General features: G+C 65.9%; 23 protein-coding genes. 7 read left to right on the plus strand and 16 right to left on the minus strand.

Features of this window, described 5'->3' with window-relative positions; all coding sequences use genetic code 11:
- Positions 1–16: 16 nt before the first annotated feature.
- From GH815_RS08560 to GH815_RS08575, 4 genes are all read right to left on the minus strand, one after another.
- On the minus strand, positions 17–1,096 hold the full coding sequence (locus GH815_RS08560) for an EscU/YscU/HrcU family type III secretion system export apparatus switch protein (protein WP_153748343.1): 1,080 nt from the start codon (positions 1,094–1,096) through the stop codon (positions 17–19).
- A complete protein-coding gene (locus GH815_RS08565; RefSeq protein ID WP_153748344.1) occupies positions 1,093–1,863 on the minus strand; it encodes a flagellar biosynthetic protein FliR in 771 nt (256 codons plus the stop codon). The genes GH815_RS08560 and GH815_RS08565 overlap by 4 nt, the downstream gene beginning before the upstream one ends.
- On the minus strand, positions 1,860–3,950 hold the full coding sequence (flhA, locus tag GH815_RS08570) for a flagellar biosynthesis protein FlhA (protein ID WP_153748345.1): 2,091 nt from the start codon (positions 3,948–3,950) through the stop codon (positions 1,860–1,862). Before flhA ends, GH815_RS08565 begins: the two co-directional genes overlap by 4 nt.
- Positions 3,951–4,143: 193 nt before the next feature.
- The gene (locus tag GH815_RS08575; RefSeq protein ID WP_153748346.1) at positions 4,144–6,069 is read right to left on the minus strand and encodes a hypothetical protein; all 1,926 of its coding nucleotides are present in this window, start codon (positions 6,067–6,069) and stop codon (positions 4,144–4,146) included.
- 33 nt (positions 6,070–6,102) lie between these two features.
- On the opposite strand from GH815_RS08575, the gene GH815_RS08580 reads away from it, so the two are divergent.
- A complete protein-coding gene (locus GH815_RS08580) occupies positions 6,103–6,378 on the plus strand; it encodes a hypothetical protein (RefSeq protein ID WP_153748347.1) in 276 nt (91 codons plus the stop codon).
- A gap of 20 nt (positions 6,379–6,398) precedes the next feature.
- Here the strand turns inward: GH815_RS08580 and motA are convergent, their stop codons facing one another.
- The 4 genes from motA to GH815_RS08600 all read right to left on the minus strand — a co-directional run bounded on the left by motA (position 6,399) and on the right by GH815_RS08600 (position 8,868).
- The gene (gene motA, locus GH815_RS08585) at positions 6,399–7,268 is read right to left on the minus strand and encodes a flagellar motor stator protein MotA (RefSeq protein WP_153748348.1); all 870 of its coding nucleotides are present in this window, start codon (positions 7,266–7,268) and stop codon (positions 6,399–6,401) included.
- Between the two features lie 61 nt (positions 7,269–7,329).
- Positions 7,330–7,926, minus strand: a complete 597-nt coding sequence (locus GH815_RS08590; RefSeq protein ID WP_153748349.1) for a MotE family protein — start codon at positions 7,924–7,926, stop codon at positions 7,330–7,332.
- Positions 7,923–8,357 (minus strand): hypothetical protein, encoded by a 435-nt coding sequence (locus GH815_RS08595; RefSeq protein WP_153748350.1) that lies wholly within the window; start codon positions 8,355–8,357, stop codon positions 7,923–7,925. The genes GH815_RS08590 and GH815_RS08595 overlap by 4 nt, the downstream gene beginning before the upstream one ends.
- Before the next feature lie 10 nt (positions 8,358–8,367).
- Entirely contained in the window at positions 8,368–8,868 is a 501-nt protein-coding gene (locus GH815_RS08600) for a flagellar basal body-associated FliL family protein (RefSeq protein WP_407072169.1), read from the minus strand.
- 137 nt (positions 8,869–9,005) lie between these two features.
- On the opposite strand from GH815_RS08600, the gene fliF reads away from it, so the two are divergent.
- Genes fliF through fliP form a run of 4 tightly spaced genes read left to right on the plus strand, consistent with a single transcriptional unit; the run spans position 9,006 to position 12,245 of the window.
- Positions 9,006–10,622 carry a flagellar basal-body MS-ring/collar protein FliF gene (fliF, locus tag GH815_RS08605; protein ID WP_343030743.1) on the plus strand — a complete coding sequence of 539 codons (1,617 nt, stop codon included), beginning with the start codon at positions 9,006–9,008 and terminating at the stop codon, positions 10,620–10,622.
- Positions 10,619–11,212: a FliH/SctL family protein gene (locus GH815_RS08610; protein WP_153748352.1), complete on the plus strand. Its 594-nt coding sequence runs from the start codon at positions 10,619–10,621 to the stop codon at positions 11,210–11,212. Before fliF ends, GH815_RS08610 begins: the two co-directional genes overlap by 4 nt.
- A complete protein-coding gene (locus GH815_RS08615) occupies positions 11,205–11,498 on the plus strand; it encodes a FliM/FliN family flagellar motor switch protein (protein ID WP_246176367.1) in 294 nt (97 codons plus the stop codon). Before GH815_RS08610 ends, GH815_RS08615 begins: the two co-directional genes overlap by 8 nt.
- A gap of 3 nt (positions 11,499–11,501) precedes the next feature.
- Positions 11,502–12,245 carry a flagellar type III secretion system pore protein FliP gene (gene fliP / locus GH815_RS08620; RefSeq protein WP_153748353.1) on the plus strand — a complete coding sequence of 248 codons (744 nt, stop codon included), beginning with the start codon at positions 11,502–11,504 and terminating at the stop codon, positions 12,243–12,245.
- Between the two features lie 585 nt (positions 12,246–12,830).
- On the opposite strand, the gene GH815_RS08625 is transcribed toward fliP, so the two are convergent.
- The 8 genes from GH815_RS08625 to dnaK all read right to left on the minus strand — a co-directional run bounded on the left by GH815_RS08625 (position 12,831) and on the right by dnaK (position 22,836).
- Positions 12,831–13,931, minus strand: coding sequence for a flagellar basal body P-ring protein FlgI (locus GH815_RS08625; protein ID WP_153748377.1), 1,101 nt, complete (start codon positions 13,929–13,931; stop codon positions 12,831–12,833).
- Positions 13,931–14,944, minus strand: a complete 1,014-nt coding sequence (locus GH815_RS08630) for a flagellin (RefSeq protein WP_153748354.1) — start codon at positions 14,942–14,944, stop codon at positions 13,931–13,933. Before GH815_RS08630 ends, GH815_RS08625 begins: the two co-directional genes overlap by 1 nt.
- A 3-nt stretch (positions 14,945–14,947) precedes the next feature.
- Positions 14,948–16,396, minus strand: a complete 1,449-nt coding sequence (gene flgK, locus GH815_RS08635) for a flagellar hook-associated protein FlgK (RefSeq protein ID WP_153748355.1) — start codon at positions 16,394–16,396, stop codon at positions 14,948–14,950.
- A gap of 38 nt (positions 16,397–16,434) precedes the next feature.
- Complete coding sequence (locus GH815_RS08640) at positions 16,435–17,742, minus strand: flagellar hook protein FlgE (RefSeq protein WP_153748356.1); 1,308 nt, start codon at positions 17,740–17,742, stop codon at positions 16,435–16,437.
- Between the two features lie 86 nt (positions 17,743–17,828).
- A complete protein-coding gene (locus GH815_RS08645; RefSeq protein ID WP_153748378.1) occupies positions 17,829–18,692 on the minus strand; it encodes an OmpA/MotB family protein in 864 nt (287 codons plus the stop codon).
- A gap of 181 nt (positions 18,693–18,873) precedes the next feature.
- On the minus strand, positions 18,874–19,650 hold the full coding sequence (gene radC, locus GH815_RS08650; protein WP_153748357.1) for a RadC family protein: 777 nt from the start codon (positions 19,648–19,650) through the stop codon (positions 18,874–18,876).
- A gap of 61 nt (positions 19,651–19,711) precedes the next feature.
- Complete coding sequence (dnaJ, locus tag GH815_RS08655; protein WP_153748358.1) at positions 19,712–20,839, minus strand: molecular chaperone DnaJ; 1,128 nt, start codon at positions 20,837–20,839, stop codon at positions 19,712–19,714.
- Between the two features lie 74 nt (positions 20,840–20,913).
- Entirely contained in the window at positions 20,914–22,836 is a 1,923-nt protein-coding gene (dnaK, locus tag GH815_RS08660; RefSeq protein WP_153748359.1) for a molecular chaperone DnaK, read from the minus strand.
- 190 nt (positions 22,837–23,026) lie between these two features.
- On the opposite strand from dnaK, the gene GH815_RS08665 reads away from it, so the two are divergent.
- Positions 23,027–23,644 carry an alpha-ketoglutarate-dependent dioxygenase AlkB family protein gene (locus GH815_RS08665; protein ID WP_153748379.1) on the plus strand — a complete coding sequence of 206 codons (618 nt, stop codon included), beginning with the start codon at positions 23,027–23,029 and terminating at the stop codon, positions 23,642–23,644.
- Positions 23,645–24,072: 428 nt separating this feature from the next.
- On the plus strand, positions 24,073–24,675 hold the full coding sequence (locus GH815_RS08670) for a helix-turn-helix domain-containing protein (protein WP_153748360.1): 603 nt from the start codon (positions 24,073–24,075) through the stop codon (positions 24,673–24,675).
- The last annotated feature ends 822 nt before the right edge of the window (positions 24,676–25,497 follow it).

A 25,497-nucleotide genomic window follows, 5' to 3' on the forward strand; every position in this document is an offset into this window, starting at 1 on the left:
TCATCCGCCGCCGCCATCAGCGGGACCGCGCGCGGGCGCGCATCTGTTCGGCGAAGCGGATCGCAGCGGCGACGGCGCGGAAATGCTCGCGCTGGATCTCGTCGCCGATCTTGACGGTGGCATAAAGCGCCCGCGCCGTCGGCGGATCGCGCCGCATCGGCACACCCGATTCCGCGGCGATCTCGCGGATGCGGGCGGCGACCTCGTCGACGCCCTTGGCAACGCAGATCGGCGCCCCGGGCATCGCGCGGTTCCATTTCAGGGCAACCGCGTAATGCGTCGGGTTCACGATCACCACATCGGCCTGCGGCACATCGCTCAGCATGCGGTTGGTCGCAATGTCCATCGCGCGCTGCCGGCGTTGCTGTTTCATGTACGGGTCGCCCTCGGACTGCTTGACCTCGTCCTTCAGTTCCTGGTGCGACATCCGGTTCTTGCGGCGATGCTCGGCAAGCTGCCACAGATAGTCGACAGCGGCGATGCCGCCGGTGATCGCGACGGCGACGGCCATGAACTCTACACCCATCCGGCAAAGCGTGGCGGCTGCCATGCCGGGCGAGAGGAACATCGTGCCGATCAGCTCCTCGACCCGGGCCGAGAGATAGACGCCGAGCAGCACGATATAGAGCATAAGCTTGGCCGAGCTCTTGGCAAATTCGAACAGCCCCCCGCGCCCGAACTTGTTCTTGGCGTTCTTGATCAGCGAGATCTTCGAGAGCTTCGGTTTGATCTTCTCGGGCGCGACGACCAGGCTGCGCTGGGCGAGTATCGAGGTCAGCGCGGCCAGCCCCGGCAAGGTCAGCCAGGGCAACGCGGCAAGGATCGTGCTGCCCATCAGCCCGCCGACCGGAGCGGTGCCATGCCCGCCCAGCATAAGGGGCGCGATCCGATCGGCCTGGCCGATCAGCCCCGCGCCGATTTCGCCCAGCGCCGTCAGGCTGGCCGCGCCAAGCCCCAGCCCGGTGAGGGTGAAGCCCAGGTAGACGGCCGCGGTATTGAGGTCGGTGGATTTCGCGAACTCGCCCTTCTTGCGGGCGTCGTCGAGCTTTTTCTGTGTCGGTTCATACTGCTTGTCGCCGGGGCTTTCGTCGCTCATCCGCCGTCTCCGAACGGGGCGGCGTAAAGCTCGATGAGCCCGGTCTGCCAGAGACCCAGCATCGGCGGCAGCGCCAGAAACAGCAGGATCAGCCCGCCCGCGGTGATCGCGGGCGCACCGACAAAGGCGACCATCAGCTGCGGCATCGCCTTGTTGATGACGCCAAGCGCCAGGTTGTAGATCAGCGCGGCGATGACGAAGGGCATCGCCAGTGTCGCCGCCAGGGCAAAGCCCCGCGCGATCCGCAGCACGCCCCAATCGGCCAGCTCGGCGCCATCGGGAAAGCGGCCGGCGGGCAGCAGCTCATAGGACAGGATCATCGCCTCGGCGGCGCGCACATGCAGCCCCGACATCACCGCAAGCGCGAGCCCCGCCATCACCATCAGCCGCCCCATGGCAGGCTGCGGGTCCATCGCGGTCGCACCCAGCATCTGGGCAAGCGAGGTGGCCTGGGCCGCGATCTCGCCGGCCATCTGAAGCGCAAGGATCATCAGCCGCAGCACCAGACCCAGCGCAAGGCCGATCACCGTCTCGGTCGCGATCGCGATGCCCAGCGGGCCGGGCGCGATGTCGAGCCCGGGCGCGACGGCGGGGGCGACGACTGCGGTAAAGGCAAGCGCCAGCCCCAGCCGCACCCGCACCGGCACCGCACGCTCGCCAAAGGCGGGCAGCATCGCCATGACCGCGCCGATCCGCAGGAACACCAGCCAGCCGGTCCAGAGCAGCGGCTGCCAGAGATCCATCAGTTCGGCGAGGTCGTAGTTCATGCCGCGACCATGCCGATCAGCGAGGGGCGGGTGTTGGTGCCGATTTCCTCGAAAGACAGCACCGGTACCGAGATTCCCTTGGCCATGAGCGCGGTCTGAAGGAAGCGGCGCCGCCGCCCGGACGTGGCGATCACAGGAAAGACCCCTGCCTCGCCTGCCCGCGCAAGCCGTTCGGAAACCGCACCGGCAAGCCTGTTGAACTCTTCGGGCGGCAAGGCGACATCGGGCGGGCCGTAATCATTCGCGATCTGGTAGGTGCTGAACCGGTCCTCCCATTCCGGGGCGAGTTGCAGCAAGGGCAGCGTCCCGTCCTCGCGCCGGTGCTCGGCGACCAGCTGAAAGCCGAGACGGCGGCGAACATGCTCGCAGATCGCCTCGGCGCTGGCATGAGAGGGGCGGGCCTCGGCAATCGCCTCCAGGATCAGCGGCAGGTTGCGGATCGAGACCTGCTCCTCCAGCAACAATCGTAGCACGGCGAGCAGCAGATCGGTCGGCACCTTGTCGGGCACAAGCTCTTCCAGCATGCGCCGGTTGGCGGTTGCACGGTCGGTATCGGAAAGATTGGTCAGTTCGTCGAGCAGGCGGCGCAGCGCCTTGTTGGTCATCAGCCGGGCAAAGTTGCGCTTGACCACTTCAAGCAGGTGGGTGGCGAGCACCTCGGAGGCGTTGACCACGGTCACGCCCATCAGCGCAAGATCCTCGCGCTGGTCCGCAGCAACCCAGCGGGCGGGCGCGCCATAGACCGGTTCGCGGACATCCTCGCCCGGCGGCAGCAGCGCCGCATCGTCGGCCTGCAACGCCAGAACCTGTTCCGGACGCAGCCGGTCGCGGGCCTGCTCGACGCCCTGGATGCGCATCACATATGTCCCGGGCACAAGCGCGCCATTATCGGTCAGCCGGATCTCGGGCAGGATCAGACCATAGGTTTCGGCCACATGGCGCCGCATCGAGGTGATCCTGGCCTCGATCCCCGTGGCCGGGTCGAGCACCATGCCGACCAGATCGGGCGCGAATTCCAGGTGGATGTCGTCGAGGTCGAGCAGATCGCCCATCCGGTTGGACGGCCTGGCCTCGGCCTTGTCCGCGGCTTCGGGGCGGGCCTCGACCTCGGCCTCGCGCAGGCGGCGGCGGTGCATTGCCACTGCCGCAAAGCCAAGCACCGCGGCACCCGCGATAAAGGGGAGGAAGGGCAGGCCCGGGACCAGCGCGAACATGCCGAGCAGGACGGAAACGGTGCCGAGCGCGGCGGGATGGCGGCCAAGCTGGCTGAACAGCGCGAAATCCGCCGTGCCGGTCGCGCCGCCGCGCGACAGAAGCAGCGCCGCAGCGATCGAGATGACGACCGCCGGGATCTGGGTCACGAGCCCGTCACCTACGGTCAGGATCGCATAGGTCTCGAACGCACGGCCGATCGGCATGCCATGGACGATAACGCCCATCGCCAGCCCCATGATCAGGTTCAGCAGCGTGATCAGCAGGCCCGCAACCGCGTCGCCCTTGACGAATTTCGAGGCACCGTCAAGCGAGCCGAAGAACGTGGTCTCGGCCTGTTCGCGCTCGCGCCGGGCCTTGGCCTCGGCATGGTCGATGGCCCCCGCGGCCATGTCGCTGTCGATGGCCAGCTGCTTGCCCGGCATCCCGTCAAGCGCAAACCGCGCGCCGACCTCGGCCATCCGGCCCGCGCCCTTGGTGATCACGATGAAGTTCACGATCATCAGAACGCCAAAGACCACGAGCCCCAGGAACACGCTGCCGCCCATGACGAACATCGCGAATCCCTCGATCACGTCGCCGGCCGCGCCCGTCCCGGTATGGCCCTGGCCGATGATCAGCTTGGTCGAGGAAACGTTGAGCGAAAGCCGCAGCATGACCGCAGCCAGAAGGACCGTGGGAAAGGCCGAGAAATCGAGCGGCCGTTCGACGAAAAGCGTCACGGTGAAGATCAGGATCGCGATGGCGAAGGAAGCGGCAAGCCCGACATCCAGCACCCAGGCAGGCATCGGCAGGATCATCATCACGATCACGGCCATCAGCGCGAGCGCAAGCAGGATCGTCGGACGGAACACGTCGTTCAGGGTCAGTTGCATCGCGGCGCCCTCCGGCAAGGGCCGTACTCCGCGCGGGGCGGAATGCGGGAGCGGATTGCACCCGCGGCAGGGGCGCCTTGCGCGCAAGCGCTTTGGAACTGTCTGGGCTGTGCCATTCTGGCCTGTCCGGATGTCTGCTGTTGCCTTGCAGACTAGGGGGCGCTGGTTGACAAAGCCTGAATCCCGACCGGCGTCAGCGCTGGTCGGGTTCGCCCAGCAAATCCTTCAGTCGATCGCGCATGACCCCGCTGCCTTCCAGCAGGTCACGGGCTCCGGCAAGGCTGGGCGCCTGGGCCGGGTCGAACGCGGCGGCCGGGGTGGTCTGGCGGACGGTGGCAAAGCCGCTCTGGCTTTCCGGGCCCGCATCCTCGACCGTGGACCAGTCCCGCTCGCGCCAGGCCAGTGCCGCCTGCCGCCCTGTGTCGCCGGCGGCCCCGTAATAGCGGGCCGCTTCGGCGAGATCGCCGCGGGCGCGCGCAGCCTCGGCCCGCAGCAGATCGGCCTTCGGCGATTCAATGCCCGAGAGATACTGCGCCGATTCGCCCGGGCGCCCTTCGGCCAGCGCAAGCCTGGCGCGCACGAAACGCTCCTCGTCGGTGCCCTGCGGCGGGATGTCCGCGATGATCTGCGCGGCGCGCGGCGCAAAGCCAAGGTCGAGCAACCTGTCGGCCACTGCCAGGCGCGCCCGTGGCGTAAGGGCCAGAGCCGGCACGGTCAGGATGCCCGAAAACGCCTCGCGCACGATGTCGACATCGCTGCCGTCACGGGCGAGCGCACGGACCAGTTCAGAGGAAAGGTCTTCGCGCGGTTCAAGACCGTGATGGCGCAGCATGCCGAAGGCGGTCTCGAAATTACCCAATGAGGCGTGACCGCGGATTGCCATCTCGACAAGACGATTGCCCATCGGAGTGTCGCGCCGTTCGTATGCAAGGGCCTCTGCCAGGCGGACGCTGTCGAGATCGGCGACCCGCCCCGCGCGCAGTTGGCTTTCTATCCTGACGACCACGGCCTCGGGCGAGGCGGGTCCACCATCGGAAAGCACCTCGGCGATCTGGGCCTCTGCGGCTTCGGTCTCGCCGCGCGAAAGCTCGATCTTGGCCTCGACAATCGCCAACTCCCCCGAGCGCGTCTTGTCACCCGCCCGCGCCACCGCATTACGCACCCGCGTCGCGGCCTCGGTCGAGCCCGCTTCGAGGAAGCGCTCGGCGAGGACAGGTCCGAGATGGCGGCGCAGGTGAAGCGGAAGTTCCGAGAAGCTGCGCAGAACAGCGGCTTCGTCCACCTCGGCGGAAGAAGGAATGCTCGGCCGGGCCAGGGCCGCCCAGAGAGCGGCGCGTGTGGGGCAGGAGAGCTGGCCGTCGAACAGGGCCGGGGCGTCGGCGATGCCTTTGTCGATGATCGCGCCAACCTCGCGCCACACCGCGGCCGGCGGGGTATCCAAGCGGATCGTGTCGATCACCGCCCGCGCTTCGGCGCCGAAGCCGAGCGTCAGATAGGCGCGGACAAGCATCTCGGCCCCAGCGGGATCGGTCGCATCGCGAATGTTCAGAAGCGCACCGCGCCCCTCGGCGATCAGCGCCGCAGGGTCACGGTCTTCGCCCCAACCTGCGAGGTCGAAATAGGCGTCGGGATAGCAGGGATCGCCAAACGCAGACCGCTCGTGCCCGTTGGCCTGGTGACCGAGTCCGCGGTCGATGCTGGTCTCGACATGCATGTTTGGCCGGTCCGCCAACCCGGCGAGCAGGGTCTCGGCATCTGCCTCTGCCGGCATCTCGGCGGTCGTTTCTTCCGGCACGCGCGCCGCTGGCGGCGGCGTTCGGTCCGGGGTGATGCCTGAAGGTTGCAACAGGCCCTGGGACGCGGCCCGGCCGATTTGCATCATCAGTTCCGATCGCGCGCTCTCTACCCTTGGATCGGATCCTGGATCGGGCGCGACCGCCCCGGGAAGGGGCTCGGGCGGACGGAACCGGCCGACCACCGGAGAGACCGTCATGCGCCCGGCATCGAGGGGAAGCCGCACCTGCGGGCGGCGGTCCGGGGCCCGCAGGCGTGCCGCCCCGTCCAGCGGCGCCTCGAAGGGCGATCCGGCAGGGGCGGGACCATTGCGCAGATCGAGCACCAGGATGCCCGGGCGCAGCAGGAACGCGTTCGCATGGACCCCTTCGGATACCGAAAGCGCGACGGCCCCGGGCTCGGCCTGGCCGATCTCGGTCAGGCGTGTCCGGGGGATCAGGTTGAACACCCCGCCAAAGGCGAAATTCAGCCCGTCATTGCCGAAGCGCAACAGGTATCCGTTTGCGCCACGGCCCAGCGCCCAAGTCTCGTCCGCCGGGAATTCGAAGACGAGCCGCGAGAAATCCGCGTGCTCGCCCGAACGGATCGCAACGGTCTGGGCCATGGCTGGCGTCCAGAACAGCAAGAAAAGTAGGGTCAGAAGGCCCCGCCTGCTCATGCGGCCTCCTGCTTGGTGGCCTTCAATGCCTCTTCGAGATCGGAGAAGCTGGGGCGCATTGCGCCGGGCGTGTTCTGGCGACCGACCTCGATGCAGATTGTCGGCGGATGGTTGTGCAGGTTGGCGACAAGAACCTCGCGGATCAGGTGATAGAAATGGGCGTCTTCCTCGACCACCATGCGCACCCTTGCCGCGAACGGCCCGACGAATCCGTAGGCCAGGAACACGCCAAGGAAGGTTCCGACAAGAGCACCCCCGATCATCTTGCCGAGGATCTCCGGCGGCTGGTCGATCGAGCCCATGGTCTTGATCACGCCGAGCACCGCAGCGACGATCCCCAGCGCAGGCAGGCCATCGGCAACGGTCTGCAAGGCATGGCTGGAATGCATCGCGTGGTGCATGTGCGCTTCCAGCCGCTTTTCAAGAACCTCCTCGACCTGATGCGGGTCGTCATAGTTCATGCTGGCAGCGCGCAGGGTGTCGCAGATCAGCTCGACGGCGGCGGAATCCGCGGTGATCCTGGGATACCGTCCGAAGATCGCGGACTCGCCGGGCGCCTCGATATGGGTTTCCAGTTCGAGCGGGTTCTGCCGGGCGACGCGGATCATCTCGAACAGCAGGCACAGAAGGTCACGGTAATCCGCCGGCTTCCACTTGGGCCCCTTGAAGACCTTGCCGACATCCTTGAGCGTGTGTTTGACCGACGCCATGTCGTTGGCGATGGCAAAGGCGCCGATTGCAGCCCCGCCGATCATCATCATTTCGAACGGCAGCGCCTTTATGATGATCCCGAGCTTGCCACCCGCCAACAGGTAGCCGCCGAAGACCATCGCGAAGATGATAAGGATCCCTACGATGCCGATCATGGCAGCTCCGATACGTTCCGTTCAGGGCAGAGTCTCGCAGCCCCGCGTTAATAAAGACTGATTATTCCCTTGGCGCCCGCGCGTTGCGCCCGGCCAGAATAACGCTGATCGAATAGGCAAGCGGCGGGTCGAGCCCTGCCATCACGGCCGCGGCCGCTTCGGGCCGCATCCGGCCCAGGAAACCCGCTGCAAACTCGGGTGCCATTTCGGCGAAAAGCGTGGCGGCCTCGTCGGGCTTCATGCTCTCGTACACCGCCGTCAGCCGGGCGATGTCGGTTTCTGCCGCCTGATCGGCAATGGAAAGCGTGGACTGAAGACCGGCCTGCGCCGCCTCGAGCGCCTCGATCTGGCGCGCGATCTCATCGCGGGCGATGTCGAGCGTTGCCGCGCGCTCGTCAAGCCGGGCCTCGCGCGCGTCGATCTCTGCCTCGCGGGCCTGCAAGGCCGCAAGAACGGCCGCGATGTCGGGCGGCGGCGGACAGGGTTCGGCGGTCGCGATCTGCGTTTCGGGCGCCTTGGCCGCCAGGCCGCGGATTTCGTCGGTCAGCGCCTGCGCGGTTCCGCCGCCGAACCGGATCAGCCCCGAGGCGAGGAAGAGCCCTGCGATGATCGGAAGGACCGTGCCGCCGGGACGCAGGAACGAGGCTTTTCGGCTCATTCGGCGGCCTCTTGGGCATGGCGCCGGAACTGAACCGTCGGGGCAGCCGCAGCCGGTGCCGCATCGGGTGCGACCGGCGGCGATACCGGCGCAGCGGCGGCCGGGGCGGCGGTTGGGGCGGCTGCGGACGGGGCGCGCGGTTGCTCGGAGGGAAGATCGTGCATCGCCGCGACCAGCAGTTCCAGTCGCCGCGCCACATCTTCGGCCCGTCCCGTCAGGCTTTGCAGCCCGTCGGTCGAGTGACGCGCCGTGTTCTGCGCCCCGTGCAGCACCTTTGTCATGTCGTCGACCTGGGCCGAAAGAACGGCAATCGCACCGCCCATGCCCTTTTCCAGATCGTTGAAGCGCCGCAGGCGCCGCGCCAGTACATGGCAATAAAGCGTGGCGCCCAGCGCCCCGGCGATCAGCAGGATATCCGCGATCAAAGCCATTCGCCCCTCCTCAGTTCAAAACGAATTCGGTAATCAGCAGGTCGCGCACCCGATCCTGCCCGGTAACAAGCTGGACCCGGCGCAACATCTGCGCGCGCAGCGTGATCAGAGCGGTTGGCCGCTCGAACTCGGCTGTCTCGACGGCGCGCAGATAGCTGTTCAGAACGTCAAGAACACGCGGCATCAGCAGGGTCACTTCCTGCTGATAGGCCGGTGTCACCTCAAGCTGGGCCTGAAAGCGCAGATGGCGGCGCTGCGATTCGGGGCCGAGCGAGATGATCATTGGCGCGATCGGCACGAAGGCGACGCTGCCCAGCATCGAATCATTGGTCTTGCTCGGCTTTCCTCCGGCAGAGTGCGATTTTTCCGCGCCTCCCCCGAGGATCAGGCCGGAATAAAGCGCGAAAAAGGCCCCGCCGCCCAGGACGAGAGCCCCGACCACGCCGAGGATGAGCGGCATCTTGGACCGCTTGGGAGGGGCTTCTGCCCCGTCGTTTTCCGTATTGGCCACGTTCCCGGCCTCCTTGACTGTCTCGACCTCTATAGCCGCGGGAGGGCTAACCGATTGTTAAGCCGGTCCTGCGAAGGATGTGCGGCAGAAACGGGGCAGAAGCCCCCAGGATCGGGAGACCCATCTTGTCCCAGCTTATGGCCATATGGACCGGGCTGACCCCGCGCCGAAGGGTGATCGTGGTTCTCGCGACCGTGGCGATGTTCGCCGCCGTGCTTGCCCTGTCCCGGGTAGCGACGGCTCCGCGCATGGCGCTGCTTTATTCGGGTCTGGATACCGCCGCCGCGGGCGAGGTGATCCGCGCGCTCGACCAGACCGGCGTCGCCTATGAGGTGCGTGGCCCGGCGATCTACGTGGATTCCCGCCAACGCGACTCGCTGCGCATGACGCTGGCAAGCGAGGGGCTGCCGGCAAATGGTGCGGCTGGCTACGAACTGCTCGATGCGCTTTCGGGATTCGGCACCACCTCGCAGATGTTCGACGCAGCCTACTGGCGCGCCAAGGAGGGCGAGCTGGCGCGCACGATCCTGGCCAATCCGCAATACCGCAGCGCGCGGGTGCATATCGCGACGCCGAGCGCCCGGCCCTTTGCCCGCAATGTCCGGCCCGCCGCCGCGGTCACCGTGAGCGCAGCCGGCGGTCCGGTCGCCCCCGCCCAGGCAAAGGCGCTGCGTTACCTTGTTGCATCCAGCGTCGCAGGGCTGATGCCCGCGGACGTGTCGGTGATCGACGCCAATACCGGCACCGTGGTCGCCGACGACGCGACCGTTGGCTTCGGCGGCTCTGCCGACGACCGGTCCGAGGCGCTGAAGGCCCGGCTTGAGCGGCTTCTGGCCGCCCGTCTTGGCCCGGGACGCGCGGTGGTCGAGGTCAGCATCGAGACCGAGACGCAAAGCGAATCTATCCGCGAACGCCTGATCGACCCCGAAAGCCGCATCGCGATCAGCGCCGAGAACGAGGAACGCTCGACCACGTCGAGCGAGTCGGGCGGCGGCGCGGTGACCGTGGCAAGCAACCTGCCCGAAGGCGCCGGTGCGTCCGACCGTCAGTCGCAGCGCAAGGAAACCCAGACGCAGGAGCGCGTGAACTATGAAGTCTCGCAGACCGAGCGCGAGATCCTGCGCGCACCCGGTGCAATCAAGCGGCTCAGCGTCGCGGTCCTGGTCGACGGGGTCGCCGGGCGCGACGCCGCCGGCAACCCGACCTGGGAGCCTCTGGCGGAAACCGAGGTCGAGGCATTGCGCGAACTGGTCGCCTCGGCAGCCGGGTTCGACGAGAGCCGGGGCGACGTCATCACGCTGAAATCCATGCCGTTCGAACCGGTCGAGGCACTGGGGTCGGGTCCGGCAAGCAGCCTGTTCGGGGACTTCTCGCTTGATCCGCTGACGCTGATCCAGCTCGCCGTTCTGGCCGTGGTCGCGCTGATCCTGGGGCTGTTCGTGGTCCGGCCGATCCTGGCCGGTTCCGGCGGCACCGCCATGGCCAGCCTGCCGCCGCCGCAAAGGGCGGGCACGGGCGACGGACAGACCTGGATCGACGGCGAGATAGACCCCGATGACGGCTTCGCGCCGGGCCTGCCCATGGCCACGATGTCGATGAACACGCTCGATCCCAACGATTTCACCGACAGCGGCTTCGGGGGCTCTGCCACCGACCCGGTGGGCCGGCTGCGTGACCTGATCGAAGACCGGCGCGAGGAATCGATCGCGATCCTGCGCGGCTGGATGGAAGAACGCCAGGAGACCCCGTCATGACCCGGTTCAGGCTCGAGGATTTCTCGGCGCCGCGTCCCGCCAAGACGGTGGCGCAGCCCGAACCGCCCGATGCCCAGGACGTGCGCCTCAAAGCCTTCGAGGAGGGCTACAAGGCCGGATGGGACGACGCGGCCGCGGCCGAGGATGCAGCACGCGCGCGCATCACGGCGGATTTCGCCAAGACCTTGCAGGAAATGTCGTTCAGCTATCACGAGGCCCGCGCCCACATGCTGGGGGCGCTGGGGCCGCTGCTGACGACGATGGTCGAACGGGTGATGCCGCAGATCGCTGCCGCCGGGTTCGCCAGGACCGTGGTCGAAACGGCAATGCAACTCGCCGAGACCCAGGCTGATCGGCCAGTGCGGATCCGGGTCTGCCCCGAGAACCGGCCAGCACTGGAAGACGTGATCGCCGCCGATCCGGGCCTGCCGCTGGATATCGTCGACGATGCCACGCTTGGCCCCGGACAGGCGCTTGTCGCAGCCGGAACCGCCGAAAGCGAAATCGACATCGACGGGATGCTGTCCGCGATCCGGACCGCGCTCGACGATTTCCTGACCACCCAAAAGGAGAGCCGAACCCATGGCTGACCCCATGTCCGAGGATACGGCCGACGTGCCGGGCGCCCGACTTCTCGAACAGGTGCCGATCGAGATCACCGTATCTGTCGGCAAGGCCCGCCCGCTCTTGCGCGATCTCTTGCGGATCGAACGCGGCGGCGTCTTGCCGCTCGACCGGCGGATCGACGATCCGGTCGAGCTTTACATCGGCGACCGGCTGATCGCGCGCGGCGAATTGCAGGAGGTCGAGGGCGCGCAGCCCGGCCAGATCGCGGTGCGCCTGACCGAGGTCATCGACACCGTCAAGGGCGGCTGAATCATGCGCGCACCCCTGATCCTTGCCGCAATCGTGCTTGCCGCGCTCACCCTGCCGGCGGGCGCACAGGAGATCTCGCTTTCGCTTGGCGGCAGCGAGGGCGGCTCGCTGGCGGGACGGGGTGTGCAGCTGATCCTGCTGATCACCGTGCTGAGCCTGGCGCCCGGCCTCGCCATCATGGTGACCTGCTTTCCCTTCATCGTCACCGTGCTGGCAATCCTGCGCCAGGCGATCGGGCTGCAACAATCGCCGCCCAACATGCTGCTCGTCAGCCTGGCACTGTTTCTGACCTATTTCGTGATGGAGCCGACCTTCACCCAGGCCTGGCAGGAGGGCGTAACCCCGCTCATCGAAGAGACGTTGCCGGTCGAACAGGCGATCCCGCGCATCATCGACCCGTTCCGCGCCTTCATGGCCGCCCGCGCCGAGGTCGACACCTTCGACACGCTGGCCGCGCTCCGGCCGCAAACCGACCCGGACGTGCCGATGGCCGAAGCGCCGCTGTCGGTCCTGGTGCCCTCGTTCATGCTGAGCGAGATCGGCCGGGCCTTCGAGATCGGCTTCCTGATCTTCCTGCCGTTCCTGATCATCGACCTTGTCGTTGCAGCCATCCTGATGTCGATGGGCATGATGATGGTGCCCCCAGTCATGGTCTCGATGCCGTTCAAGCTGGCCTTCTTCGTCGTGGCGGATGGCTGGACGCTGATCTCCGAGGCACTGGTCCGTGGCTACTTCCCGACCGGTTAGACTTGGCATTGATCGGGCTGGTCTGCTGCCGGGTTTCGTGGCGACGAAGACAAGATCGTGACCAGGGAACCGGGGATGCCCTCCCCGGCCAGTAGCGCAAAGCTCGCAGCGTCAGCAATCTGGTTCATGGCGTTCGGGCCTTCCTTCTGACCGACGGCAGTCAGGCCCTCACTCTCCCTGGCGGTTGCCGCCTCCGGTTGGGTGGGTGGATGTTCACCCGAAGATTACGCCGCCTTCAAATTTCCACCACTTCCGAGACACGACCAGAACCAGATGTGGCACATCACGATGCCGGAGCGGGAGCCATCCACGCCATCAGTGGCGGGCTCAGCCCCCACCAAAGCACCAGAACAACCCGTTGCAATTGAGGAAGATTTCTCTCTAACGACACGCTGGCCATCGACACGAAGGCGGGCATGGCTCAAGGGAAGAATGGATTCAGCCGCGCCATCCGCTCGTTCGTCGGCCAGAACGGGTTAATCATCATCACCCCGTCAGTCGGGGAGCTTGAAACACGCACACAGAGCGGCCTCAAGCCGATCAATGGATCCGGACCCTAACCGGAGAGAGGATTGACAGGGCCGTTCAGCGCACCAGGAATTCCGCATGCAGCGCGCCGGCGGCCTTGATGCTTTTCAGGATGTCGATCATGTCACGCGGCGACACGCCCAGCGCGTTCAGCCCGGCGACCACTTCGGAAAGCGAGGCGCCACCGGGCACCTCGGCCAGTCCGATGCCCGGCTCTTCCCGGATGTCGGCCCGGGTCCGCGGCACGACCACCGTCTCGCCCGGGGCGAAGGGGTTGGGCTGTACGACCATGGGCTCTTCCTCGATCCTCAGCGTCAGGTTGCCCTGCGACACCGCCACGCGTGAGATGCGCACATCCTCGCCCATCACGATCGTGCCGGACCTCTGGTCGACGACGACCGTGGCCCTGCGCTGCGGTTCGACGGTGATGCCCTCGATCCGTTGCAGCGCATGGGCGGGGGACGGGGCCTGCGTGGCGCGGATGTCCAGCACGACCGTGCCCGCGTCGACCATGCGCGCCACCCCGCGGCCGTAATTGTTGTTGATCGCCGCCTCGATCCGGCCGGCGGTGGTGAAATCGGGGGTACGCAACGCCAGCCTCAGCGAGGTCAGCTTGCTGAAGTCGAAATCGATCTCGCGCTCGACCCGGGCGCCGGAGGGGATGACGCCCGCGGTCGGCACCCCTTGGGTCACCGAGGCACCCTGACCCTCGACCGAGGCACCGCCGGCGATCACCGTTCCCTGGGCGACGGCATAGATCTGGCCGTCCGCCGCATTGAGCGGGGTCATCACCAGCGTCCCGCCCAGCAGGCTCTTGGCATCACCGATCGCCGAAACAGTCACGTCGATCGGCGAACCGGCGCGGGCAAAAGGCGGCAGGTCGGCGGTAACGAAGACCGCAGCGACGTTCTTGGGACGGAATTGTTCGCCGGTAACGTTAACGCCGAGCCGTTCAAGGATGCTCGACATGATCTCTTCGGTGAAGGGGGCGTTGCGGATGCCGTCGCCGGTGCCGTTCAGGCCGACGACGAGACCATAGCCGACAAGGTCGTTGCCACGCACGCCGTCGAACTCGACCAGATCCTTGATGCGGATTTGCGAGGCAAACGCCGGGAAGGCGAGGAAAAGAGCAAGAAGAAGTGTCAGGGAGCGACGCATCATCTGAGGTAATTCACCAGGCTGAGGCGCGACAGGCGCGCGGTGATGGCGTATATCGTCTCGAGCTGCGTCTCTGCGGCCTTGAGTTCGGTCGCGGTCTCGTAGGGGTCGACCGCAAGCATGTCGAGCCGGGCGAATTCCAGCATCTGGCGGCTGGCTGAGTTCTCGGTGCGGATTGTTTCGATGCGCGCCTGAGCGGTTCCCACCTCGCTTTGCAGGGAGATCAGGTTTCCGGAATTCGTCAGAAGCCTTTCGCCCACTGCCGAAGCGAGCGCCCTGCGTTGCAGCACGTCACCGCCGAGAAGTGTACTGTCCGACAAGAGCGCGCCCGCGACCAGATCCTTCAGGACAGTGCGAATATTCGGATCGGACGCAGTGACGTCCAGGGTCAGGCTGCTGCGATCATTCAGGCGCACCGGGCCGACAGGTATGCTGGAGCCAAGATAACCGGAGGTTTCGAACCCTCCGCCCGGCGTATCGAACCAATTATCGACCTCATCAAGGACATCCTGGAAAGACGTCATTCCCGCAACAGCGGTTTTCACTGCGTTGAGGATATCCGCGCCAGAAGCAAGCGCCGGGCCATGGGTCGCGGCTCCGGCGAACAGGGTCCGACCACCGGCCTGGATGTTGAGCGCCGCGACAGACATGTCGAGCCAACCCTTGGCTTCGGCGCCGATCAGATTGACGGACTGCGCGCTGAGGACGTTACCGGCAGAGATCAGGTCGCCGCTCAGCTTCTTCGCCGCCTCATTCATCTGGCCAAGCGCATGCTGCATCGCCTCAGTCGCAAATGCGGCTTCCTTGGTCGCGAGGTCATAGGAATCCATGACCTTGAGTCCGCGCTCGACCGCACCAAGCGCGCGGAAATCTCCGCGCAGGCGGGCGGCGGGATCGGCGGTCAGGCCGGTCGACACCTCCTGGCCAAGACGGCTCAGCCGGGCCTTGATCTCGGCATTCTGAGTGCGAAGGGCGTAACCGCGCGAGAGATCGCCGATGGAAATGAAGGACATGGCTCAAATCTCCATCAGAAGGCGGATCATCTGGTCGACGGTCTGAATGACCCGCGCGTTGGCGGCATAGGCTTGTTCGTACAGCATCAGGCGCTGAAGCTCGGCATCGGTGTCCACGCCGCCTTGCAGTTCGGCCTCTTTCAGGGCGTTGGTCCGCGCCATGGCAAAGCCTTCGTTCTCGATTGCGCGCTGGGCCTTGACCGAGACGCGGGACACGGTCTCCGCCGCAAAGGTGGCGGCCGAGAAGACCTGCCCGGCGAAGGGGCCGGAAGAGGCCGGACGCCCCATGCTCAGGGCACCGGCAAGGGCGTCGAGCAGGCGTGTATCGCCGACATCGCCCGGGGCGATGGCGCCCAGCCCGTCGCGAAGCCGCCAGAGCGCGCCGCCCTTGTCCGGATCGACCAGGGCGTTGACGGCTATCCGCTCTGACAGGCCGGGTTCCTGCGGCGGAACCGCCGTTGGATCGTAAGCGTTGGCGCCATCGGTGAAGAGACCTGCGACGAGGCTGGGGTCCAGCGAAGGATCCTGAAATCTTTCGATCAGATCGCGCGCAAGCGCGTCCAGGCTCTCCTGGGCATCGGGGGCGATGATGTCGCGCTGTTCGAAAAGCGCACCCAAGCGACCGCCGCCCATGGGCGCATAACTGCCCGTCGTAGAAACCGGCTTGCCGTTCAGGGTCAGGCCGGACAGCGCCCCGCTGTCGATCGTCATCTCTGAGACAATCATCCCCACGGGAGCGAAACCGAATTCCGACGGCGGACCGTCGACCAAGGCGGCGCCGGTGGTAGTGTAAAGCGCGATCATGCCATGCTCGCGCGGGATTTGGCGCAGCGGCACGATCTCGGCGACGCGATCAACGAGAACCTGTCGTTGGTCGTAAAGCGCGCTGATATCGGCCCTGGTGCCATGATTGCTGCTGATCTTGGCATTGAGTTCGGCAATCGCAGCCAGCGAGTCGTTCAGGGTACGCACGTCGGTGGCGATCGCTTTCTCGGCGTCCATCCGCATTGCCTGGATGTCGTTGGCGGCCGACTTGATCGTGCCGGCAACCGCCTGGGCAGCAAACAGGACGTCAGCCAGCCGAGAGTTGCTGTCCGGCCGGCTGGCGGCAGAGACAAGCGCCGATTCCAGCGCCGCGATTCGGGCGGCGATGGAATCGGGCTCGTCAGGCGTGCCGAGCGCGGCGACGATGCGCGACAGCGCATCGGCGCGGATCCCGGCGCCGCCGGTCTCGGCCTGGGAAAGCCGGCGGTCCGAGATGAGGGCCTGGTTGATGTCCCGGCGCACGCCGTCTACACGCACACCCCCCAGAATATGCGCCGACGTTTCCAGCGAGCGGCGGCCGTAGCCATCAGTCTGGGCGTTGGCGATGTTCGACGCCACGACCTGAGTACCCCTTGACGCCGCATTAAGGCCAGAAAGGGCGTTGGAAAGGCTTCCGGTCAGGCTCATCTCTCACCTCGTTTTCAAACTGGCCGAAGCTGTTCGACCTAACGCTTGATGTTGGTCGTCTCCTGCAGCATCTCGTCCACGGTCTGGATCACCTTGGCATTCGACGAGTAGGCGCGCTGGGTCTGGATCAGGTCGGTCAGTTCACCCGCGACGTCGGTTGCCGACCCCTCGAGCGCGTAGCCGACGACATCACCGGTCGGTCCGTCGCCGGCATCCCACAGGAAGAACGAGCCGCTGGTCCGGGACGTCGTGTAGATCTGGTTGTCCAGGGCGATCAGACCGTTGGGGTTGGGCACGTCGACGATCGGCACCTGATAGAGCGTGCGCGTGATGCCGGTATCGAAATTGGCCTTGACGAAGCCGTTCGCATCAACCTCGACCGACGTCATGTTGCCGACCGGGAAGCCGTTCTTGTTGATGGCGGTCGGCGCGAAGCTGTCCGACAACTGGGTCATCACGCTGCCATCGCCGGGCCGACCGATCGTGATGTCGATCGGGCCACCGGCCACGTTGACCTGCAAGACGCCGGTCAGAGGATCGTAGACCCCGCCGGACAGGGTGTTCACCGACAGGAGCGTACCGCCCGACGCGCGCGACGCATCGAACTGGAGCTCGTACTCGCCGATCACCGTTCCGGTAACCGAATCGACCAGTTCCATCGTCCAGAAGTTGGTCCCTGGATCAGTCGGCAGGGCGGCGCGGGTCGGGGTATAGGTCACGCCAATGCTCTGAGAGGTTCCGAGGTTGTCGAAATACTCCACCGACAGCGTCAGCGGCGCGCCCGTGGCGTCGAACTCGGTCTCGGTCGCGGGCAGGTTCACGCCCAGCGTGATCTCGGTCGTCGGTTCGGCCGCAAACTGGTTGGTCTGGATCTGGACCGGCCGCAAGCCATCGGATGTATCGCGGGCATAGGGCGGGATACTGCCGTCGGGGTTTGCGGGCCAGCCCATCAGCACCAGCCCCGTCGAGGTGCGCAGGTAGCCGTTCGCATCGGTCCGGAACGAGCCGGTGGTGGTCAGAAACATCTGATAATCGGTGGTTCCCGAGATCAGCGAGGATTCCTGCATCACGGGCAGGAAACCGCGGCCGCGCACCGCAAGGTCGGTCGGGTTGTTCGTGGTCTCGAGCGCACCGGGCTGGTCGATCATCCGCATCGTGGTGACCCGCACGCCACCGGCAGAATAGGTGCCGCGGTTACTGTCGATCACCATCGAATGAAATTCGGTCTGCGCCCGCTTGTAGCCATATGTCGATGAGTTCGCGATGTTGTCGGCGATCGACGCAAGCCGGTTGGCATTGGCCGCAAGGCCGGACACGCCGGCATTGAGCGAAGAGGAAATGGTCATGTAAGCGCCTTTCTGAAGCTAGCTCCCCAGCCAAGAGCACCGTTACATCCCGAGGTTTAACGCCGCCCTAACATCTAAAATCCCGTCTACTTCACGATGTCCGACCGCAGCAGCACCAGTTCGAGCCGGTTGTTGCGCGGCGCCATCGGCATCGACACGGCGGGCTTGCGGTCGGCATAGCCGGCGATCCGCTCGAACCGGTCCTGGCGCAGCCCCGTCGCCTCGAGCAGGCGGCGTACAGCATGGGCGCGCGCGGTCGACAGATCCCAGACCGGGTTGTCCGCCAGAACGATGGGCCGGGAACTGACATGGCCCGCGATCGCCACCTCGTTGCGGACCAGCGCGAAGGCCTGGCCGATCACCTCGATCAGGTCGTTCAGGACCGGCATCGCCTCGGTGCCATCGGCGACGAAAAGCGGGGCATCGTCGAGGTCGAAGATCTCGACGATCAGCCCCTCGTCGGTCAGACGGGTAACGATGTGGCGCAGCAATTGCTCGCTGAACACGGTCTCGCCGCTCCGGCCGCTCAGAATCTCCTCGATCTCGCGCATCATCTGCGCCTCGGCCTCGGACATGCCCTCGTTCTGCTGCTCGGCGACCTGTTCGGCCCCGACCAAGCCGCGAGCCTGCCGCTCGGACGTCGGTTTTTGACGGTCTGCGCCTGTGCCGCTCTGGGCGAGGGCGTCCTCCGAGAACATGCTGTCGCCGCCGAAGGCGCCATCGCCGCCACCGGAGACCGCATTCACGGGGACCGTGGGGCTGAAATAATCCGCAAGCCCCTTGCGTTGTTTGTCCGTCGTCGCGTTCAGCAGCCACATCAGCAGGAAGAAGGCCATCATCGCCGTAACGAAATCGGCATACGCGACCTTCCACGCCCCACCGTGATGTCCGCCGCCGCCCACTACCTTCTTACGCTTGATGATGACTGGCGCGTTCTGTCCTTGCGCCATCGCACCACCTTCGTATTTACCCCACCGCTTTTCTAGTGGGCAGCCATGGATCAGGGGTAATGCCGAAAATGGGCCGAATTCGGGCACAGAAACGCAGTTCCGTGGCCTTTTCCGCGATCAGCAGGACGATTGGGCTCTGCGCCCGGGCCGATCCGCACCGTGGCTGCACGGCGCGGCGCGGTCAGGCGGAATCGAGGTAGCCTTCGGCGCGCAGGCTGAGTTCGCGCGCCTTGCCGACGATGATGTGATCGTGCAGCACGATCCCCAGCGCAGAGCAGCCCGCCGCGATCTGGCCGGTCATCGAGATATCCGAATCCGATGGCGTGGGATCCCCCGAGGGGTGGTTATGCACCAGGATCAGCGCCGAGGCGTTCAGTTCCAGCGCGCGTTTCACGACCTCGCGGGGATAGACCGGCACATGATCGACAGTGCCGCGCGCCTGTTCCTCGTCGGCGATCAGGATGTTCTTGCGGTCGAGGAACAGCACGCGGAACTGTTCGGTCTGACGGTGCGCCATCGAGGTGCGGCAATAATCCAGCAGCGCGTCCCAGCTTGAAATCACCTGCCGGTGCATGATCCGGGCCCGCGCAAGCCGATGCGCCGCCGCCTCGACGAGCTTCAACTCGACCAGCACCGCCTCGCCCACGCCGACCACCTCGCGCAGTCGGGCGGTGGGGGCCGACAGCACACCGTTGAAATCGCCGAACCGGTCCATCAGGCTGCGCGCCAGCGGCTTGACATCCTGGCGCGGGATGGCGCGGAACAGCACCATTTCCAGCAATTCGTAGTCTGGCATCGCATCTGCGCCACCTTCCATGAAGCGGCTGCGCAGCCGCTGGCGGTGGTCGCGCAGATAGGACGGCTGCGGAGCGCTCCGCGACAGCGGCAGCCCCCGCGCCTCGGCGAACAGGGGCAGCGGCGGCTCGGAAAAGCTCTGGGTGTCACGCGGGCGAGTCATGCAGCGAGACTAGAGAAATCTTGCTGAACGAAAGGTTAACGCGGCAGCAGATTCCGCAGCGTCAGCCCTTCATCCCGTCCCAGAAACTCTTGACCTTGCGGAAGAAGGACGACCCCTCGGGGTTGTTTTCCTCGCTCAGTTCCTCGAACTCGCGCAGCAGCTCCTTTTGCCGGGCCGTCAGGTTCACCGGCGTCTCGACCGCCAGTTCGATCAGCAGATCGCCCTGCCCGCCGCCGCGCAGCGCCGGCATGCCCTTGCCGCGCAGGCGCATCTGCTTGCCCGACTGGCTGCCCTCGGGCACCTTCACGCGCGAGCGTCCGCCGTCGATCGTGGGCACCTCGATCTCGCCACCCAGCGCCGCGGTCGCCAGCGAAACCGGCACGCGGCAGAACAGCGTCATGCCGTCTCGCTCGAACAGCGGGTGGTCCGCCACCTCGATGAAAATATACAGATCCCCCGGCGGCCCGCCGCGCAGCCCGGCCTCGCCCTCGCCGGCCAGCCGGATGCGGGTGCCGGTCTCGACCCCCGCGGGAATGTTGACCGACAGACCGCGCTCACGCTCGACCCGGCCCGCACCGCCGCAGGACTTGCAGGGGTTCTTGACGATCTGGCCCATTCCGCCACAGGTCGGACAGGTACGTTCGACGGTAAAGAACCCCTGCTGCGCCCGCACCTTGCCCATGCCCGAACAGGTCGGGCAGGTCGCGGGTTCCGCGCCGCCCGCGGCGCCAGTGCCGTTGCAGCCATCGCACGCGACCGAGCCGGGCACGGTGATCTTCTTCTGCAACCCGCGAAAGGCATCCTCCAGCGTGATCCGCAGGTTGTAGCGCAAGTCCGAGCCGCGCGTCGCGCGCTGCCGCCCGCCGCCGCCCATGAAGTCGCCAAAGAGGTCGTCGAACACGTTCGAGAAGGCCGAGGCGAAATCGCCCCCGGCGAACCCTGCCCCGCCGCGCGGCCCGCCACCCTCGAAGGCCGCATGGCCGAAACGGTCATAGGCGGCCTTCTTGTCGGGATCCTTGAGCGTCTCGTAGGCCTCGTTGACTTCCTTGAACTGGGCCTCGGCCTTGGGGTTGTCCGCGTTGCGGTCGGGATGCAGTTCCTTGGCCTTGGTGCGGTAGGCCTTCTTGATCTCGTCGGCCGAGGCGCCACGGGCGACGCCGAGAACCTCGTAGAAATCGCGCTTTGCCATCAGCTATTCCTCTGCCCGGAACGCGCGGGGCCGGCCCGGTTTCCCGGACCGGCCACGTTGGTTCCGGTCGCCTCCTACGGGCGCTTCCTGTGATCGTCGAGATCCTCGAACTCGGCATCGACGATGCTGTCCTCGTCCATGCCGCCCGGTCCCTCGTCGGCCCCGCGGGGCGCGCCCTCGGCCTCTTGCTGCTGGGACTTGTAAATCGCCTCACCCAGCCGCATCGCCGCCTCGGACACGTTCTGGATACCGCCCCGGATCTTACCGGCATCATCGGTTTCCAGCGTGTCGCGCAGCGCCGCCACGGCCAGTTCGATCGCCTCGACGGTCGAGGGATCGACCTTGTCGCCATGCTCCTCGATCGACTTCTCGGTCGAATGGATCAGGCTTTCCGCCTGGTTGCGGGTCTCGACCAGTTCGCGCCGCTTCTTGTCTTCCTCGGCATTGGCCTCGGCCTCGCGCACCATCTTCTCGATCTCGTCATCGGACAGCCCGCCCGAAGCCTGGATCGTGATCTTCTGCTCCTTGCCGGTGCCCTTGTCCTTGGCGCTGACCGACACGATGCCGTTGGCGTCGATGTCGAATGTGACCTCGATCTGCGGCATGCCGCGCGGGGCGGGCGGGATGTCTTCCAGATTGAACTGGCCCAGCATCTTGTTGTCGGCCGCCATCTCGCGCTCGCCCTGGAACACCCGGATCGTCACGGCGTTCTGGTTGTCCTCGGCGGTCGAGAAGATCTGCGATTTCTTGGTCGGGATCGTGGTGTTGCGGTCGATCAGCCGGGTGAATACGCCGCCCAGCGTCTCGATGCCGAGGCTCAGCGGCGTGACATCCAGCAGCACCACGTCCTTGACATCGCCCTGAAGCACGCCGGCCTGGATCGCGGCACCCATCGCCACCACCTCGTCGGGGTTGACGCCCTTGTGCGGTTCCTTGCCGAAGAACTTGGTGACTTCCTCGATCACCTTGGGCATCCGCGTCATGCCGCCCACCAGCACCACCTCGTCGATATCCGAGGTCGACAGGCCCGCATCCTTCAGCGCCGCCTGGCAGGGCTTGATCGAATTCTTGATCAGGTCGGCCACCAGGCTTTCCAGCTTGGCGCGGGTCAGCTTCATCACCAGGTGCAGCGGGGTTCCGCTGTCCTTGTTCATCGAGATGAAGGGCTGGTTGATCTCGGTCTGCGAGGCCGAGGACAGTTCGATCTTGGCCTTCTCGGCGGCTTCCTTCAGCCGTTGCAGCGCCATCTTGTCCTTGGTCAGGTCGACGCCGTGTTCCTTTTTGAACTCGTCGGCCAGATAGGCGACGATCCGCATGTCGAAATCCTCGCCGCCGAGGAAGGTGTCCCCGTTGGTCGATTTGACCTCGAACAGGCCATCGTCGATTTCCAGAATGGTGATGTCGAAGGTGCCGCCGCCAAGGTCATAGACCGCGATGGTCTTGGTGTCCTTCTTGTCCAGCCCATAGGCCAGCGCAGCCGCGGTGGGTTCATTGATGATGCGCAACACCTCGAGGCCCGCGATCTTGCCGGCGTCCTTGGTCGCCTGACGCTGGGCGTCGTTGAAATAGGCGGGCACGGTGATGACCGCCTGCGTCACGGTCTCGCCCAGATAGCTTTCGGCGGTTTCCTTCATCTTCTGAAGGATGAAGGCCGAGATCTGGCTGGGCGAATATTTCTCGCCGCGCACCTGCACCCAGGCATCGCCATTGCCGCCATCGACGATGGAATAGGGAACGTGCTTCTTGTCCTTCTCGACTTCGGCATCGTCTGCGCGCCGCCCGATCAGGCGCTTGACGGCGAAGATCGTGTTCTCGGGGTTGGTGACCGCCTGCCGCTTGGCCGGCTGTCCCACAAGACGTTCGGAGTCGGTGAAGGCGACGATCGAGGGGGTCGTCCGCGCCCCCTCGGCGTTCTCGATCACCCGGGGCTGCGACCCATCCATGATGGCGACGCAAGAGTTGGTCGTCCCGAGGTCGATCCCGATGACTTTGGCCATGTCTGATACCTCTTCTTAGGCGATAATATGGGGGACGGACCCTGATGCGGCCTCCGCCCTCCGATCCCAGAACCCGGTCCGGAACCGGCCCCGGACCCGTGTCTCGGGCGTATATAAGTTGGGGTCCATGGCCCTGCAAGCGGGGCTTATGACAGAAATGTGAGCGTGGTGAACGATGTCCGAACCCGACATGAGCAACCGTCCCGCCCCCGGCCTGGTGGTCCGCGGGGTCGAGATTTTCCCCGGCTGGCTGGACGCTTCGGCCCAGCGCGCAATGCTCGCCGACCTGCGCGAGGTGGTGGCCGCCGCGCCCCTGTTCCAGCCCGAAACCCGCTGGGGCCGCAGGATGAGCGTGCGCATGACCTCGGCCGGGCGCTTCGGCTGGGTGTCGGACCGGCGTGGCTATCGCTATGCGCCCTGCCACCCCTCAGGCGTGGCCTGGCCGCCGATCCCGGCCTCGGTGCTGGCGGTCTGGGACGCGGTGACCGGGCTGGACCGGCGCCCCGATTGCTGCCTGCTGAACTACTATGGCGACGGCGCCAGGATGGGCATGCACCAGGACCGCGACGAGGCCGATTTCCGCTGGCCAGTCCTGTCGATCTCGCTGGGCGATCAGGCGCGGTTCCGCATCGGCCACCTGACCCGCGGCGGCGATACAGAAAGCCTTTGGCTTGACTCGGGCGACGTGCTGGTGATGGGGGGCTCGGCGCGGCTGGTCCATCACGGCATTGACCGGGTGCGCGCGGGCTCGTCGGCGCTGATCGCAGAGGGTGGCCGGATCAACCTGACACTCAGGGTCGTGGAGTAAGCAGGACAGGTCGCATCCTGCGGCGCGTCGATCAGCGCCCCCGGACCAAAGCGCCTGCACCCCGGCAGGTGGGTTATTACGTTAGAAAGACAATTATTGATGGGAGTTAGTGGTGCCCAGGAGATGCGCTCTCTCCGAGAATCTAACCCAGATAATCTCCAAATTTTCAACGACTTATGCCGGAGCGCCTGCCCGGGTGTGGACCTTGCGCGGGCCGATTGTGGACCCGCGAGGAGAGAGGTAGCGGGGACCGGGAGGGCGCGTCAAGTGCCAGCCAAGGCTACACGCCCAATTGAGGATGCGCACCTCCCCCCCCGGCCTGCCATTTGGCTGCAGCGAAACCTGCGTCGTTCTGCCCCGGATGGTCCGCACGTTGCTAAAAAATCGAGTCCTGTTACGCTGACCGCGTCACAGGTCAGGCGCGTTGAATGGTTGCACCGGAACAGATTGCGCGGGCGAAGATCGACAGTCTGCTTTCGGACGCCGGGTGGGTCCTTCAGGACCGCGATCAGGTGAACCGGAATGCGGCGGTGGGGGTCGCTGTCAGGGAGTTCTCGCTCCCGGCCGGGGCGTGCGATTACCTGCTCTTCATCGAAGGCAAAGCCGCCGGGGTCATCGAAGCCAAGAAGGCGGGCGTTACCCTCAGCGGCGTGGCCGACCAGGGGGGCACCATCAAGACCGTGATCAACGGCATGACCTTCGACGGGGCAACCACAGACCCGACCCAGCAGGCCGTCAGGGACGCGCTCATTGCCTTCATGGCGGCCACCGCACAGGCACAGGCAGAGGCCACGAAGGAGGCCCAGAGGGCTGGTATCGAGGCTGCCCGTGAGGGGAGGCCCCAAGCCTACCGGGGCAGGAAACCCAGCTACAGCCGGGAACAGATGAACCTTGTGCGGGACATGCTGGCGTCTGGGTCGGCTGGCACCTCGGAGATTGCCAAGGCTTCGGGGCTAACCCGGCAGACAGTCCTGCGCATCAAGGGCGACATGGTGGAAGCCGAGGCCGCGTTGGCCCGCTGGGGGCTGTGAGGGGGCTTCCTGTTATTTTCCCCACTCATGCCCAAAGATTCCATCGCAAACTCTCGTCGCACAAAACCTGTCACTCAACGGCAGCCGTGCTACTACATGTTGTGCACCATATCTCCAAACGCCCGCGACCGCGGCACTCGACGTGCTGCAGATCGGCCCTGCCGCACGAAGCAGATCACGACGCGCTGGGGTGATGGCGCGCTTTGTGCCGCCGACCTTGATCACCTCCTTCCGGCCGACGGCGGCACCTTCCGGGGCAACGCATCGGGGGCGTGGCAAGATGAGTCACGTCCTCACCAGTGACGGGGCGGTCTGTGAAGTCAGCAACCTGACCCCGCTCGCACCACCTTCGCGGCTTCCCTGACAGGGGCCCCGGGGGTCGCAACCCAACCCCTCCAGACACCTCCAAAGGAACACCACCATGACCAGACGAAACCACCGCAACGGTGGCGGCAAGGCGCTGCATGTAAGCGATCTTGAAGTCCTGCCGAATGGACCCGCACTGCAAAGGTCAATGCCATGATCGCGGCTGAGGAGGACGCAGTCATCGAGCGCGCATTCACCATCCTGCAGGCCCGCCTCGCAGACCGCCAGAAAGCCTCGAACCAGTAACCGCCCCACCCCGACGCCGCACTGAGTACCAACTTGGACCACGGCCGCGTCGGGGCACCTTCTCCCCCCAACTCATCCAACCGCAGATGTCAACTCACGCTGCGCTGCACTCCCTTACAGCATCCATCCCCCAACGCCAAGGACACACCCCCGGAGCAACCAGAGGAAACCGACATGGAAGCACGCATCGCAGAACTTGCCGACACCCTG

Origin of the sequence: Rhodovulum strictum, assembly GCF_009649175.1 — a bacterium.
Taxonomy (GTDB): Bacteria; Pseudomonadota; Alphaproteobacteria; order Rhodobacterales; family Rhodobacteraceae; genus Rhodovulum; species Rhodovulum strictum.